Here is a 15,191-nt window from a genome sequence, read left to right as displayed (position 1 = left end):
GCAACTCCCTCTCCGCTCCGGACGACGATCGACCGCTACTGCAGTGCGGCCCTCAGCACGGCCATCAGTGCGAGCAACTGCACCGAGTCCTCATCCTCGCGCTTCGCCTCGGCCCCGTCCAGGGCGCGGGCGGCGAGTCCTGCTTTGGCGTCGATGAGCTCGGCGATCTTGGCGTCGATCGTCTGGGCGGCGACGATGCGCCAGGCGGTGACGGGCTCCTCCTGGCCGATGCGGTGGACCCGGTCGATCGCCTGGGTCTGCTCCGCGTCGGTCCAGCTGAGCTCCGCCAGCACGACGTCCGAGGCGGCCTGCAGGTTCACGCCCACGCCGGCCGCGGTGAGCGAGCAGACCGCCACCGAGACCTCCGGATCGTTGTTGAAGGCGTCGATCTGGCTCTGCCGGAGCGTCGCCGTCTGATCGCCGCGGATCGACACGGTGCCGAGGCCCCGCTCCGCGAACGCCGCCTCCGCATGGTCCATGACGTCGATGTGCTTGGCGAAGAACACCACCTTGCCTACGGATCGCGCGAGCTGGGCGGCATAGTCCGCGGCGAGCGCGGCCTTCGCCTGGCCGATCTGCCGCACCATCGTGAACACGTTGGCTCCGCTCGACGAGGCGTTCGACTCCTCCAGCTCCTGCGCGCACACCATGCGGATGATCGCGTCGTCGCCGAGCTCCCGGCCGAGACGGCCCCCCTTGATCGCGTTGAAGCGCAGCAGCAGGCGCTCGGCCAGTTGCCGCTCGGCCTCGCGGATGCCGCGTCCGAGCTCGTCGTCGAGCTCGACCGGGAGGTCGACCACGCGCTTGGCCGGGAGGTCGGAGGCCACGTCGACCTTGCGCCGCCGGACGATGCCCAGCTCGATGACGCTCTGCCGCGCCTTCGGGTAGAACGCCGAATCCGCGGGTGTGAGGCCGTTCGCCTCGAGCGCCGCCATGAGATCCGGACCGGGCTTCTCCGCGTCCGTCCAGCCGAGGAACCTCCAGATGGCGCGGAAATCATCGATGTCGTTGATCAGCGGCGTGCCCGTCAGAGCGAGCATGAGCGGGCGGAGGCCCGGGGTGCGCTCGCGGACCCGATCGGCGATGGTGAGCACATTGCGGGACCGCTGCGACTGGACGTTCTTGATCATGTGGGCCTCGTCCACGACCATCCCGCGGAAGCCGAAGCGCGAGATCCAGCTCAGGTGCCGGTCGAGGATGTCGTAGTTGACCACGAACACGTCGGCGAAGGCGTCGACGCCGTCGCCGTCGCCGTGGATGACCGTGACCCTGCGCTGCGGCGTCCAGCGCTGCACCTCGCGGGCCCAGTTCATCTTCACGACGTTGGGCACGACCACGAGCAGCGGATAGGCGCCGGCCACCGATGCCGCGATCACCGACTGCGCGGTCTTGCCCAGGCCCGGCTCGTCCGCCAGCAGGAAGCTCCGGTGCCCCTCGCCGACGGCTGCGAGGAATCGCGCCTGATGGGGCATGAGCTCGAGTCCCCGGGGGGCGAGGCGGTCCGGCACCGGCGGCTCGGGAAGGGGCATGCAGGCGGATCCGCCGCCCTGCTCGAAGGACTTGAGGAGCGGCCCGAGCAGCTCCCAGTTCGCGAGGCGGACGACGGGCGTCGGCTTCTTCGCGCGGGCGAGGTCGGGAGCGAGGAACGGGTTGGCCCGCATACGCGATTCGATGCCGGGAGGCTCGACCTGCCGCTCGGCGAGCTCGGCGGGGACGAGCGCCTGCGCCACGACCGGCGCGGGCTCGTCGGAGACCTCCACCCCCGCCTGGGTCAGCATCTTGCGCTTGAGCAGGCGCGTCGCCTCGGTGATCGCAGCGGCGGGTTCGAGCAGCGTGATGAGCGAGGTGTCCCGCGCGGCGGTCTTCGCCAGGATCGCGGCGACGCCGTCCAGTCGTTTCAGCGTCTCCGCGCGCTCCGCGTCCGAGATGCCCTCCTCGGTCTTCACCCGCGCCCGTTCCTCCCGCATCAGCAGTGCGATGACCTGGAACTTGGTGCGGTTGGCCGGACTCGCCTTGCCGCGCTGCGCGGAGGCCTCGACCTCGCGCACCGCTCGGGCGAGCAGCGGGATGATGCCCTCGTTGTGGGTGTGACGCCTTCGCGTCTGAGACTGCGTGCCGTTCGCGCGCGTCGCAGCAATGGTTGCCATGGATCTCCTGATCGGCGTGTACGCAGCCGTGCCGACTGCACGACCGATCCGGCGATGCGCTCCCCGGTCTGAAGCACGGTTTCGTGACGACCGAGTGCTCGGATGCGGCCCGAACCGATTCTACCCCATGCGCCCCCACCCCTCCGACGCCCCGCGTTCACGTCGGAGTCACCGGCGCCTCATGCACGGTTCACGAATCATTAACCCCGCGCTGTCACGGTGACAACGCTGTCCATACGTGGACGGCGCCCCACCTCACTGCGAAAGGTTCCCATGCCATCGAACACGCCATCGACACGACACCGATGGATATCACGATCCCTGACGACCTCGGTCGTCGGCGCGGTCTTCCTGACGGGGGTCCTCACCTCGCCCGCGGCGCTGGCCGCACCCGTCGTCGAGACGCCGGGCTTCTCCGACTCCGCTCTCGCGCTGACCGACGAGACCGAGCAGGTCGGCCCCGGGGTCGCGCTGCGGCACCTGGTCTCGCTGGATCCGACCGGCTGGTACGACCAGCAGATCCTCACCGTCGACCTGGCGAACCCGGCGGTGTCCTCCGACCTGCTGGCGGGCGACACCGTCACCGAACGGAATGCGATCTCGAAGAAGGCTGACAAGGCCGGAGCGGTCGCCGGCGTCAACGGCGACTTCTTCGACATCAGCAACTCGGGTGCGCCGCTGGGCGCCGAGGTCCGCGACGGCGAGCTGCTCAAGTCGACCGACTACGGCTCCTGGAACCATGTCGGGGTGGGCAACGACGGAATCGGCCGCGCGGTGGACATGGCGGTCACCGCGACCGCGACCATCGACGGCGCCCAGCATCCGGTGACCTCGATCAACGCGTCGAACACTCTCGCGGGAAGCCCCGCCAACGCCATCGTCGCCTTCACCCCGCTGTGGGGTTCGGCGGCGCGGTCGATCTCCGTGAACGGCGCCTCCGACGTCGCCTCGGTGCTGGTGCAGGACGGCCGGGTGGTCTCGGTCGACGCCACCGGCGCCGGCAGCGGCGACATCCCCAACGGCGCCTTCGTGCTGGTCGGACGGGAGTCCGGCGCGGACACGATCCGCGAGCTGACCGCCGGTGACGAGGTGTCTTTGGCCTACGACCTGAACGACGCCGTGGCGAAGGACATGAAGTTCGTCATCGGCTCGAACCGCGAGCTGGTCCGCGACGGGCAGGCCCGTCCCGACTCCGAGCTCGACAACGACGTGCATCCGCGCACCGTCATCGGGTTCAAGAACGGCGGGCGCACCATGATGCTGGTCACCAACGACGGACGGCAGTCGCCGTTCGTCGGCATGACCATGCGTCAACTCGCTGCGTTCATGGTGCGCCAGGGCGCCGAGACCGCGTGGAACCTCGACGGCGGCGGTTCGACCACGATGGTGGCCAGGCCGATGGGCGAGGAGAAGGTGACGGTTCGCAACCGTCCGTCGGACGGGGAGGAGCGGCTCGACCCCAACGGCGTCGGAGTGTTCGTCGCGGCCGGCAGCGGTCGGATCGACGACCTCGTCATCACTCCCGATGCCGAAGAGGCGCGGGTGTTCCCCGGCCTGCACCGCACCCTCACCGCCAAGGCCGTCGACGACCACCAGACGCCGGTCGAACTCGCCCGCGGCGACGTGCGGTGGAGCACCAGCACCGGTCAGATCGACAACGGTCTGCTGTCCGCACCGGACTCTGCCGACGGCGCGATCACCGTGCGCGCGACCGCCGACAGCGCCCTGGGCGAGCGCAAGGTCACCGTCCTCGGCGAGCTCGCCCAGCTGACCACCTCGACCGACCGGGTGTCCATCACCGACCCGGTGGCGGCCAACGCCGTCACGGTCGCGGTCACCGGCCACGACGAGCAGGGGTTCACCGCGCCGGTCGAGCTCAGCGACCTGGACCTGGAATACGACAGGGCCGTGGTCCGGATCACTCCGTCCGGCACCGGGCTGAAGATCACCCCGCTGGGCAACGGCGGCACCGTGCTGAGGATCGCCGCCGGAGAGACCAGCGTGAAGCTGCCCATCACCGTCGGCGTGCAGACCGTCTCGCCGTACCGCTTCGACGATGATCAGGTCGCCACGGGCCGTTGGACCTCCAACAGCACCGCCGGGGCGAACCCGGTGTTCACCGCCGACCCGGAAGGGTTGCGCATGGACTTCGCCGCGGCTCGGAACAAGGGGATCTCGGCGCAGGGCGTAGCCTCGCGCTGGGTGGAGATCCCCGGCCAGCCGCTGCGGGTCCGAGTCAAGATGAAGTCCAGCGTGTACGTGCCCAGCGGCCTCACCTACGCCGGCTTCTGGGATGCCGCGGGCAAGTCGCACGGCCTGTACGGCACCGGCCTGGAGGCCAGCGAGGACTGGCAGTACGTGACCTTCACCGTGCCCGCCAGCGGAGTCACCTTCCCGATCCGGTTCAACTCGTTCCAGGGCATCAACACCGCACTGGATCAGCAGGTCGCCGGGCACTTCGTCTTCGGCGATGTCGAGGCCGACGTGCCCTCCGAGATCGAGTTGCCGGACATCGACCCGTTGCGCGCGGATCCGCTGTTCTCGGCCGACGGCAAGACCGACGGCGAGGACGACTGGAGCTTCGCGACGCTCTCCGATGTGCAGTTCACCGCGTCGTCACCGGAACTGACCAAGGTCGCGGTCGCCGCACTGGCCCGGATCCGGGAGCAGAACCCCGACTTCGTCGTGCTGAACGGCGACATCATCGACCGGGCGCTGCCGGAGGACGTCACGCTGGCGAGGGAGACGCTCGAGGCCGGCGGCTGCGATCTGATCGCGGTCGGCGAGGAGCCGCCTGCGGAGAGCACTCCCGATCCGGCATCGGATACCGTGCCCTGCTACTACGTGCCCGGAAACCACGAGTCCTACGGTCTCAACAATGTGCAGTCCACCCTGGAGAACTGGGAGGCGGAGTTCGGAGAGCCGTACCGGGTCTTCGACCACAAGGGAAGCCGGTTCATCCTCCTCAACAGCGCCCTGGGCAATCTGCGCACCTCCGACTGGGACCAGCTGCCGATGCTCCAGCAGGCGCTGGAATCGGCCGAGGACGACGCCTCCGTGAAGAACGTCGTGGTCTTCGCCCACCATCCGGTGGACGATCCGGCCGAGACGAAGTCCAGTCAGCTGACGGATCGCGTCGAGGTGAAGCTGATCAAGAAGCTGCTCAGCGACTTCCGAAAGGCCAGCGACAAGGGCGTGACGATGATCGGCTCGCACGCGCAGATCGCGAACGTTCAGCGAGAGGAAGGCGTCTCCTACGTGGTCCTGCCCTCCTCGGGCAAGTCGCCCTACGGCACCCCGGATCGCGGCGGGCTGACCGGCTGGCTGAACTGGAGCGTCGACTCGGACGCCGATGCCGACGGCCAGTGGCTGACCGCCGATGTGCGGGCCTTCTCCCAGGAGACGGTGATCGATGCGCCGGAGACGCTGGAGGTGAGCCGTTCCGCGACACTGGGCGGACACATCGTGCAGCCCTCCGGCGTCACCGCCGGCTCACGGGTGGTTCCGCTCGCCTACCCGGTCTCGGTCCATTGGTCCGGGGACGAGGGGCTTGCGATCGGCTCGGGCGAGGCGGCGGTGACCGCGGCCAAGCGATCCAAGAAGGTCGCCATCCTGAATCCGGTCACCCGGGAGCTGACGGCGCTACGGGCCGGAACGGTGAAGGTCTCGGTAACCAGCGAGTCGATGCGGGAGCACACCGATCCTGCCTCGCTCGCGCCCGTGGTCGGCGAGAAGACCATCACGGTCGCCCCCTATTCCGGACCGGGCGCGAGGATCGACGCTCCGGCGCCGGTCTTCCCGAGCCAGCCGGCCGGCACCACCGGCGTCGGACAGACGGTGCGGATCGCCAACAGCGGGGACCGGCCGCTGAAGGTCGACGACCTGTCGATACAGGCGACCGGCACCAGCCCCGCGGGCGAGTTCGTGCTGGCCGGTCAGACCTGCGCCGACGTCACGGTCGCCCCGGGCGAGGCCTGCGAGGCCCTGGTTCGGTTCTCCCCATCGAAGGAGGATGTCGAGTCCAGCGCTGAGCTGGTGGTGTCGGCCAACGTGCCCGAGGGCCAGTTCGAGGTGGCGCTCAGCGGCCTGAGCACCGCCATCCCGCAGGGCGAGAAGGGCGAACAGGGCGACCCCGGCGAGAAGGGCGAGACCGGCGAGAAGGGCGACCCCGGCGAGAAGGGCGAGAAGGGCGACCCCGGTGAGAAGGGCGACCCCGGTTCGTCCACGATCAGCACCGCCATGGTCGCACCGTCGGTGCAGGTGGCCTACGGAAAGCCGGTCAAGGTGCCGGTGAAGCTCGCACCGGCCGTCCTCTCCGGAAAGGTGACCGGCACCGTCGGCAAGCACCGGGTGTCCGGCGTCGTCTCCGGCGGCAAGGGGAGCGTCACCATCGCGGCACGACTGCTGAAGCCGGGCAAGCACACGCTGCTGCTCGACTACCGGGGAAGCGGAACGATGCAGGGCGCTCAGACCACCGCGGCCACGACGGTCCAGGTGAACAAGGCTGCTGCCGCGGTGTCGGTCAGGCCGGCCAAGAAGTCGGTCAAGAGGGGCGGCACCGCCAAGCTCACCGTACGGGTGAAGGCCACCGGCTCCTCGGCGAGCGGCTGGGTCACGGTGAGGGTCGCCGGGCGCACCGCGAAGGCGAAGCTCGACAGGTCGGGTAAGGCGACCGTGAAGGTCACCAAGCTGAACCGGACCGGCAAGCAGACCGTGACGGCGAGCTATGCCGGATCCGGCTACCTCTCCAAGGCCAGCGCGAAGACCAGGATCACCGTGAGGCGGTGATCTGAGACGCGCAACCGGCCGGGGCAGCAGTGGAATGCGACCCCCCCCGGGTGGGCGGCGCACCCCCCTTTCCCCCGCACCGGGGGGGGCCTGCTTTGTATGCCCCCCCGGGCGGGGGCCGCGTCTCTCCCCCGCGCGGAGTCTTCCCGCGCCGGGATCGCCAGGGCCGCCCTCATCGAAGCGGCGATGCGAACTCCTGCGCTCCGACGGCCCGAATGCCGCCGGAGCGACGTCCGGGCCGTCGGAAGAGTCTCAGCGCCCCTCGGCGAGGATCCCGCGGGTTCGGCTCACATCCTCGTGCATGCGCTCGATCAGCGCTCCAGCGTCCGGGAACGCCTCCATTCCGCGCAGACGCTCGGCGAACTGCACCTCGATCCGCCGGCCGTACAGGTCGCCCGAGTAATCGAGCAGGAACGCCTCGACGCGCGCGTCTCCCCCCGGTTCGAACGTCAGATTCACTCCGACCGAGATGGCGGCGGGATGCCGCTCGCCGCCCACCAGGGCCCAGCCCGCGTACACGCCCTCACGAGGCACCAGGCCCTCGAGCTCGCCGCCCAGGTTCGCCGTGGGGAAGCCCAGCTCGCGGCCGCGCCGGTCGCCCTGCACGACCGTGCCGCGCACGGTCGCCGGCCGGCCGAGCATGCGCCGCGCCGTACCCACGTCGCCCTGCAGAATCGCCTCGCGGATGCGAGTGGACGAGATCCGCCCGAGTTCGCGATCCTCGACGTCCTCGATCACCTCGACGGTGAACCCGAACCGTTCGCCCAGACGCGCCAGCATCGCCGCATCGCCCGCTCCCCCGTTCCCGAAGCGGAAGTCCTCTCCCACGCAGATGTGCCCGACCCGGAGCGTCTCCACGAGCACCCGCTCGACGAACTCCTCGGCCGGGACCGCGGCGAGACGGGCGTCGAACGGCACCATCACGCAGGCCGTCTCACCGAGGCGCTCGAGCACCTCGAGCCTTTGACGACTGCTGAGGATCGGCTCCGGGCAGATCTCGGGACGGAGAAAGCTGAGCGGATTGTTCGTGAACGTGAAGACGAGGGTGTCGAGCGAGCGCTCCTCGGCGATCTCGGCCATCCGGGCGAGCAGCGCCCGATGACCCAGGTGCACGCCGTCGAACTTGCCGATCGCGATCGCGGTGCCGCGGGGGAAGGCGTCGTCGGGGATCGTGTGCAGCGACTCGTAGGTGCGCATCACCTCCGCTCCTCCGGCGCGATCGGATCGGACTCGTCTGCGGGCCCGGGTCGGCCGCGCAGCCAGATCATGCCGAGCACGGGGAGCACGAGCGGCACGAACAGGTACCCCGAGCCGAAGTGCGACCACACCGAGTCGTGCGCGAAGAGCTCGGGGGCGGCGAAGCTGAGCGTCCCGACGACGAGCACCCCCGTCAGCTCGAAGACGAGCGCGACCCACGCGACCGTCCGCCAGACCCCGCGCCGTCTCACGAGGGCGACGGTGGCGACGATGTAGACGACGCCCGAGAGGAGGGACAGGCTGTAGGCCAGCGGCGCTTCGTCGAACTTCGCCACGATCTGGTAGATCGCCCGCATCGTGGCCGCGAGCGCGAGGATCAGATACACCGTGATGAGCACCCGGCCGAGGGTTCCGGTGCGCGATCGCTCCTGGGAGGTCTCGGTTGCTGGCACGGCCTCTAGCTTACGCCCCAGATCACGAGCATGCGGTACACCATGACCGCCACCGAGAGGTTCACCACCACCAGCACGAGGTTCGCGCTGCGCCTGCGGTCGAGCAGCGCCCAGAAGCCCGCGGCGAAGGGCAGCACGAGGGCCGTGATGAGGTACATCCAATACTCCAGCGGGTCGCCCTGCGCCGAGTTGCCGGCGAACGGCGCCGCGATCGATATGACGACCTGCGCCACGAGGAGCAGTCCGACGAGGAGCGTCGCGCCGAGCGTGTAGTCGTTCGGGCCGGACCTCCGCGCGAACGCCCATCCGCACACGATTGCGGCGAGGAGGGCGATCGCGATGTGCACCGCGCTGAACCAGAGAATCACGGCGCGGTCTCCCGCGCGGCGGGCCCGGACCGGTGGGCGGGCGGTTCGGCGGGGAAGTTCGTCACGACGCGCACCCGTCCGCCCGCTATCGACGCGAGGCCGATCAGCCGACCATCCGGCCCGATCGCGGCGGCGAGCCCGGCATCCGGCACGAGCAGAGGGTCGACCTCCAGCCGCTTGCCATGCCCGAGATCCTCCGCCTGGGCGGCACCGAGGCGGAGCACGGGGAACAGGGCTCGCGCGGCGTCGGCGGGCGGCATCAGCTGAGGAGATCCGCCGGATGCGAGAGCATCCGTGCCGAGGGCGCCGTCCACCGCGAAGGGACCGACGCCGGTGCGGCGCAGAGCCGTCAGGTGGCCGCCGACGTCGAGCGCCCGTCCCAGATCCCGGGCGAGCGCGCGCACGTAGGTGCCGGACGAGCAGCTCACCTCGGCATCGACGTCGATGGCCGTCGCGCCCGGAGCACCCGACCCGCTCCGCACCGCGCGGGGCTCGCCGAGCGCGAAACGGTGGATCGTCACCCGCCGGCTCTTCAATTCCACCTGCTCGCCGGCGCGCACCCGATCGTACGCCCGCCGACCATCGACCTTGATCGCGCTCACCGCGCTCGGCACCTGCTCGATCGGCCCGGTCAGCAGGTCCGCGGCCCGTGTCAGTGCCGCGGGATCGGCGAGCAGGCGCTCGATCCGCTCCCCAGGGGCCCGCGCGACGGTCTCCCCCTCGCGATCGTCGGTCACGGTGGCCGCGCCGAGGCGGATCGTCGCGGTATAGCTCTTGTCGAGACCGACGAGGTGCGTGAGCAGACGGGTCGAGGGGCCCACGCCGAGCACCAGCAGCCCCGTCGCCATCGGGTCGAGCGTGCCGGCGTGCCCCACCTTGCGGGTGCCGACCGCGCGTCGCGCCTTGGCGACGACGTCGTGACTCGTCCATCCCTCGGCCTTGTCCACCAGCAGGATGCCGTTCGGCGTGCGCTCTCCCATCCCCACCATCCTACGCGGCTCGTCTGGTCCCTTCTCGCCCGTTCGCGACGCGGGAAAAGGCGAGAAGGGACCACGTCGCCGCGAGACGCCGGGCGCGGCGGCGCCGGGCGCGGTCGGCCCCGCGAGGCGGTGCTTCGCCGTCGGGCGACCGCGCGGGGCGCAGGATCCGTGAGCGGGATTCGCGGCTCCCGCTCCTAGACTGGACGGGATGAACAGGCACGGGGATCGGCGCGGGCTCGCACGGGCGCTGGGCTCCTGGTTCGCGCAGGAGGCGCGGGAGCTGCCCTGGCGGAGCGAGGCGCCCGGAGGCGTCGGCGCCTGGGCGGTGCTGGTCTCCGAGTTCATGCTGCAGCAGACGCAGGTCGAGCGGGTGCTCCCCCGGTTCCTGGAGTGGATGCGGCGGTGGCCGCTGCCCTCGCGACTCGCGGCCGAAGAGCCCGGAGAGGCCGTGCGGGCCTGGGGGCGCCTCGGGTACCCGCGCCGGGCGCTCTGGCTGCACGGCGCGGCCACCGAGATCGCGAACGAGCACGGCGACGTCGTTCCGCGCGACGTCGAGACGCTGCTCGGGTTGACGGGCGTGGGACCGTACACCGCGCGAGCCGTCGCCGCCTTCGCCTACGGCGAGCGCCACCCCGTCGTCGACACCAACACGCGGAGGGTGATCGCCAGACTCGTGCGCGGCCGCGCCGCCGCGGGGCCGCCACGGGCGGGCGACCTCGACGACATGGCGGCGCTGCTCCCCGACGACCCGGTCGAGGCACGGGTGTTCAACGCGGCGGCGATGGAGCTCGGAGCCGTCGTCTGCACCGCGCGTGCGCCGCGCTGCGAGGAGTGCCCCGTCTCGGAATGGTGCGAGTGGCGGGGGGCCGGCTACCCCGACAACGCACCCGCGAAGCGGCCGACGCAGGCGCGTTTCGAGGGGAGCGACCGGCAGGCGAGGGGCCGGATCATGGCGCTCCTCAGATCGGCCGCCGCCCCCGTACCCAGGTCCGAGGCGCTGCGCGCCGCTCAGGGACCCGCCGGGAGCCGCGCGAAGGCCGTAGACCCGGCGCAACCGCGCCGGGTCTACGACTCGCTGCTCGCGGACGGGCTCCTCGTCGAGTTCGAGGGGCGCGCCCGTCTGCCGTGAGGCGGGTCAGCCCTTGAAGGTCTCGAAGATCTTCGTGTAGTTCGTGAGCTCGTCGTTCGTGCACGGCGCCACGGGAAGGGCGAGGTCGTAGCCCTCGGGGATGACGATCGCCTCGCTGGACGCGAGCTCCTCGCTCATCAGCTCGTCGGTGCCGGCCACGCCGGAGGCGTAGGCCTGGTAGTTGACGGCGACCGCCATGTTCTCCGGATCGAGCATCCAGTTCAGGAACGTCTTGGCCTGGTCCACGTTCTCGGCGCCCGAGGGGATCGTGAAGTTGTCCTGCCAGAGCGCGATGCCCTCCTCTGGATAGACGAAGGTGATCGTGTCGCGCTCGAGCATCGCGCGATGCGCCGCGCCGTTCCAGATCATCGCCATCGCCTGCTCGCCGTTCGCCAACCGCTCGAAGATGCCGTCGCTGTTGATCGTGCCGACGCTGGGCTTGAAGTCGACCAGCAGATCCTGCGCGGCCTGCAGCTGCGCGCCGTCGGTCGTGCAGAAATCACCGCCGGTCGCCCGCAGCGCACTGTTGACGACCTCGACCTGATCGTTCATCGTACCGACGCCGCCGGCGGACGCGGGCGGGTTGAAGTAGTCGTTCCACGAGGTGAGATCCTCGTCGATCACCGCGGTGTCGTAGGCGAAGGAGGTCGTGCCGTAGAGGTAGGGCGTGCTGTACTTGCGGCCCTCGTCGAAGTAGACGTCGAGGAACTCCGGCTTGATGTTTCCGCCGTTCGGCAGACTCGTGGCGTCGAACTCGAGCAGCAGACCGTCGTTCTTGAGGATCTGCACCATGTAGTCCGAGGGCACGACGACGTCGTAGCCGGCGCCGTCCGAGGCGCGGAGCTTCGCCTCGAGGCTCTCGTTGCTGTCGAAGTAGTCGACGTTGAGGGTGATCCCGGTGTCCTCGGTGAACTTCTTCACCAGATCCTCCGGGAAGTAGTCGCTCCAGGTGTAGAGGTTGACCTGACCGCTCGTGGCCTCGACGTAGTCGGTCGACGCGCCGCCATCCGGTGCCGGCTCAGCGTCCGACACCCCGCCTCCGCAGGCGGTCAGCGCGAGCGCGCCTACGGCGATGGCGGCCATCGCTCCGGTGGTTCGTTTGGTGTTACGCATGCTGCTTACTCCTTCGTTGTGATTGCAGGAACGTGATGGTCGTCACGACGATGGCGAGGACGAGCAGCAGCGTCGCGACGACGTTGACCGCGGGGCTCGCCCCCCGTCGGATGAGGCTGAAGAGGAACACCGGCAGCGGGGTCGCGCCGGAGGCCGAGAGGAAGTTCGAGATGATGAAGTCGTCGAGGGAGATGACGAACGCGAGGATCGCGCCCGAGATGATGCCCGGGACGAGCAGGGGCAGGGTGATCCGCCGGAACACCTGCCAGCTGCTCGCGCCGAGATCGGTCGCGGCCTCGAAGTAGCTGGTGCCGAGTCCCTTGAGCCGTGCCCGGATCGGCATGAGCGCGAAGGGGATGCAGAACGAGGTGTGCGCGAGCATCAGCGCGAGCATGCCGGGCGCCAGTCCGATGATCCTGATGAACCCCAGGGTCGCCACCGCGAGCACGATCTCGGGGATCACGAGCGGCGCGGAGAGCACCGCCATCGCGATCGCGCTGCCCCTGGCCCGGAGCCGCTCGACCGAGAGCGCGAACAGGATCGAGAACAGGGTGGCGACGGCGGTCGCCACGACGGCGATCTGCAGCGAGACCCACACCGAGTTCATGAGGTTCGCGTTCTGCGCCACCTCGCCGAACCAGCGCAGGCTGAATCCCTTCCACACCAGGGCGGAGTCGCCGTCGTTGAAGGCGTAGAGCGTGGTGATGAGGATCGGGATGTAGAGGAACACCACCGCGATGACGGCGATGATCCCGACCCCGGGGAAGTCCCGCAGACGGAGCGCGCGCGGCGTCCGGCGGGCGCGGGTGCTGGGCTGCCCGTTCATAGCGAGATCTCCACCTTCCGGCCCGACCTGCGGGAGTAGAACGCGATCGCGATGAGCGCGATCATCAGCATGACCAGGATGATGACCGAGAGCGCGGCGCCGAACGGCCAGTTGCGGGCATCGCCGAACTGGGAGGCGATCAGGTTGCCGATGAGCAGCACCTTCCCGCCGCCGAGGAGGACGGGCTGCACGTAGGATCCGAAGGCCGGCATGAAGACGAGCAGTATCCCGGAGATGATGCCCGGCGTGGCGAGCGGAAGGATGATCCGGCGGATCACGGCGCGTTTGCGCGCCCCCAGATCGTAGGCGGCCTCCGCGAGCCGGAAGTCGAATCCCGCGAGGGAGGCGTAGATGGGCAGCACCATGAAGGGCAGAAAGGTGTAGATGAGTCCGAGCTGCGAGGCGAACGGCGTGTAGAGCAGCTCCAGCCTGCCGAAGCCGAGCGCCTGCGAGGCCTGGTTCACGATGCCGTTGTCGTTGAGGATCAGCATCCAGGCGTAGGTGCGCACGAGCAGATTGGTCCAGAACGGGATCGTGACCAGGAGCACGAGGAAGCTCTGCAGCTTCGGGGATCGCGTGGCCATCCACAGCGCCAGCGGGAAGGAGAGCAGGAGGCAGACCACGGTGGTGATGAGCGCCTGGAGGAGGGAATCCCCGAACACCTTGAGGTAGCGGGGGTCGAAGGTGGTGTTCCCGAGGAAGTCGGTCTGGAACAGGAAGCCGATGTAGGGCTCGAGCGTGAACTCGTAGACCACGCCGCCGCCCTGCGGCGGCCGTGACATGAAGGAGAACAGGATGATGATGACCAGCGGCCCGACGGTGAACAGGAGCCCGATCAGCAGTGCCGGCAGGCTCGCCGGCCAGCCGAACTGCCCGGGGCGCCGGCGTTCCCGCTTGGCCGCGGCGGACACCGCGCCGACGGGCCGAGTGGCGGTCGGGTCGACCGGGGCGGTCATCGTCCGGCCCCGCTGAGATCGACGGGCTCGGGCACCAGGGGACGCAGTGCGGCGGCCTCGGCATGGAGGCCGACCTCCGCGCCGGGCTGCAATCCTTCGTGGAACGGCGGCGGCACGCGCACGCCGAGCTCGGTGCCGTCGCTCAGCGTCACCGTGCAGCGCAGGTCGGTGCCCATGTAGACCAGACCGGTGACGGCGCCGGTGGCGAGGCGACCCGGCCCGTCGTCCACGCGGATGCGCTCGGGCCGGATCGTGAGCGTGACCGTGCCGTCGGGCGTCGGCACGACGGTCGGCAGCACCGTCGGCTCTCCTCCGGGCAGTCGTACCTCGAGAACGGTCTCTCCCCCGGCTCCCCGGCGACTGGTCGCCCCCGTCGTGAGGAAGTTGCTCTCCCCGATGAACCCGGCGACGAAACGGCTGATCGGTCGTTCGTAGATCTCCTCCGGGGTGCCGATCTGCTCGGGCCTGCCCTGATTGAACACGGCGATCCGGTCGCCCATGCTGAGCGCTTCCTCCTGGTCATGGGTGACGAAGACGAAGGTGATGCCGGTGGTGCGCTGCAGCCGCTTCAGCTCGTTCTGCATGCCGCGGCGGAGCTTGAGATCGAGTGCGGCGAGCGGTTCGTCGAGCAGCAGGACCTCGGGCTGCTTGGCGAGTGCTCGCGCCAGGGCGACGCGCTGCTGCTGGCCGCCGGAGAGCTGCGCCGGCTTGCGGCTCGCGAGCGGGGAGAGCTGCACGAGCTCCAGCATCTCGGTGACGCGCTCGGAGATCTTGCGCCTCGGCATCCGTTCCATCTCGAGACCGAAGGCGACGTTCTCCGCGACCGTGAGGTGCGGGAAGAGCGCATAGGACTGGAACACCGTGTTCACGGGGCGCTCGTGCGGCGCGAGCTGATCGATGCGACGGCTGCCGAGGAGGATCTGCCCGTCGTCGAGGCTCTCGAGGCCGGCGATGCTCCGCAGCAGCGTGGTCTTGCCGCAGCCGGAAGGCCCGAGCATGACGAAGAACTCGCCCTGCCGGATCGTGAAGGACACGTCGTCGATGGCGTTGACGGTCGCCTTCTCGGGCGTCAGAAAGGACTTGCGGGCATGGGCGATGGTGAGTTCCCGCGACGGGGAGGCCTCTCGCCGCTCCGCGTCCGGGTCGGTCGTCGGGGAATAGGGCTGGGTCGTCACTGGCTGCCTTCTTCTTTCTCGAGCCGTCGCCCCGCGTCGTCGCAGGCGTCGTGTTCGCCA

11 protein-coding genes are annotated in these 15,191 nt (G+C 69.8%); 2 read left to right on the top strand and 9 right to left on the bottom strand.

Annotation, left to right across the window (positions count from 1 at the left end):
- Nucleotides 1–35: 35 nt before the first annotated feature.
- Nucleotides 36–2,147 (bottom strand): DEAD/DEAH box helicase, encoded by a 2,112-nt coding sequence (locus J4H92_RS10160; protein ID WP_208098075.1) that lies wholly within the window; start codon nt 2,145–2,147, stop codon nt 36–38.
- A gap of 273 nt (nt 2,148–2,420) precedes the next feature.
- Between J4H92_RS10160 and J4H92_RS10155 the strand changes: the two genes are divergently transcribed.
- Nucleotides 2,421–6,935, top strand: coding sequence for a phosphodiester glycosidase family protein (locus J4H92_RS10155; RefSeq protein ID WP_208098074.1), 4,515 nt, complete (start codon nt 2,421–2,423; stop codon nt 6,933–6,935).
- A 252-nt stretch (nt 6,936–7,187) separates the two neighbouring features.
- Here J4H92_RS10155 and J4H92_RS10150 read toward each other — a convergent pair whose 3' ends face one another.
- From J4H92_RS10150 to truB, 4 genes are read right to left on the bottom strand one after another with little or no spacing between them, the layout of a single operon-like run.
- Nucleotides 7,188–8,132 (bottom strand): bifunctional riboflavin kinase/FAD synthetase, encoded by a 945-nt coding sequence (locus tag J4H92_RS10150; RefSeq protein ID WP_208098073.1) that lies wholly within the window; start codon nt 8,130–8,132, stop codon nt 7,188–7,190.
- On the bottom strand, nt 8,132–8,584 hold the full coding sequence (locus J4H92_RS10145; protein WP_341783062.1) for a hypothetical protein: 453 nt from the start codon (nt 8,582–8,584) through the stop codon (nt 8,132–8,134). The genes J4H92_RS10150 and J4H92_RS10145 overlap by 1 nt, the downstream gene beginning before the upstream one ends.
- Before the next feature lie 5 nt (nt 8,585–8,589).
- Nucleotides 8,590–8,952, bottom strand: a complete 363-nt coding sequence (locus tag J4H92_RS10140) for a hypothetical protein (protein WP_208098072.1) — start codon at nt 8,950–8,952, stop codon at nt 8,590–8,592.
- Nucleotides 8,949–9,932 carry a tRNA pseudouridine(55) synthase TruB gene (gene truB, locus J4H92_RS10135; protein ID WP_208098071.1) on the bottom strand — a complete coding sequence of 328 codons (984 nt, stop codon included), beginning with the start codon at nt 9,930–9,932 and terminating at the stop codon, nt 8,949–8,951. Before truB ends, J4H92_RS10140 begins: the two co-directional genes overlap by 4 nt.
- A 208-nt stretch (nt 9,933–10,140) precedes the next feature.
- Between truB and J4H92_RS10130 the strand changes: the two genes are divergently transcribed.
- The gene (locus J4H92_RS10130; RefSeq protein WP_208098070.1) at nt 10,141–11,061 is read left to right on the top strand and encodes an HhH-GPD family protein; all 921 of its coding nucleotides are present in this window, start codon (nt 10,141–10,143) and stop codon (nt 11,059–11,061) included.
- A 6-nt stretch (nt 11,062–11,067) separates the two neighbouring features.
- On the opposite strand, the gene J4H92_RS10125 is transcribed toward J4H92_RS10130, so the two are convergent.
- The 4 genes from J4H92_RS10125 to J4H92_RS10110 are packed head-to-tail and all read right to left on the bottom strand — an operon-like array spanning nt 11,068 to nt 15,131.
- On the bottom strand, nt 11,068–12,174 hold the full coding sequence (locus J4H92_RS10125; RefSeq protein WP_208098069.1) for an extracellular solute-binding protein: 1,107 nt from the start codon (nt 12,172–12,174) through the stop codon (nt 11,068–11,070).
- Nucleotides 12,167–13,000, bottom strand: a complete 834-nt coding sequence (locus tag J4H92_RS10120; RefSeq protein ID WP_208098068.1) for an ABC transporter permease — start codon at nt 12,998–13,000, stop codon at nt 12,167–12,169. The genes J4H92_RS10125 and J4H92_RS10120 overlap by 8 nt, the downstream gene beginning before the upstream one ends.
- On the bottom strand, nt 12,997–13,956 hold the full coding sequence (locus J4H92_RS10115) for an ABC transporter permease (RefSeq protein WP_208098067.1): 960 nt from the start codon (nt 13,954–13,956) through the stop codon (nt 12,997–12,999). The genes J4H92_RS10120 and J4H92_RS10115 overlap by 4 nt, the downstream gene beginning before the upstream one ends.
- On the bottom strand, nt 13,953–15,131 hold the full coding sequence (locus J4H92_RS10110; protein WP_424960870.1) for an ABC transporter ATP-binding protein: 1,179 nt from the start codon (nt 15,129–15,131) through the stop codon (nt 13,953–13,955). Before J4H92_RS10110 ends, J4H92_RS10115 begins: the two co-directional genes overlap by 4 nt.
- Between the last annotated feature and the right edge of the window lie 60 nt (nt 15,132–15,191).

The sequence above is a fragment of the Leucobacter weissii genome, from assembly GCF_017565745.1.
GTDB classification, from domain to species: Bacteria; Actinomycetota; Actinomycetes; order Actinomycetales; family Microbacteriaceae; genus Leucobacter; species Leucobacter weissii.
Note: the sequence above shows the minus strand (reverse complement) of the source record. Positions and strands in the feature narration are given on the sequence as shown.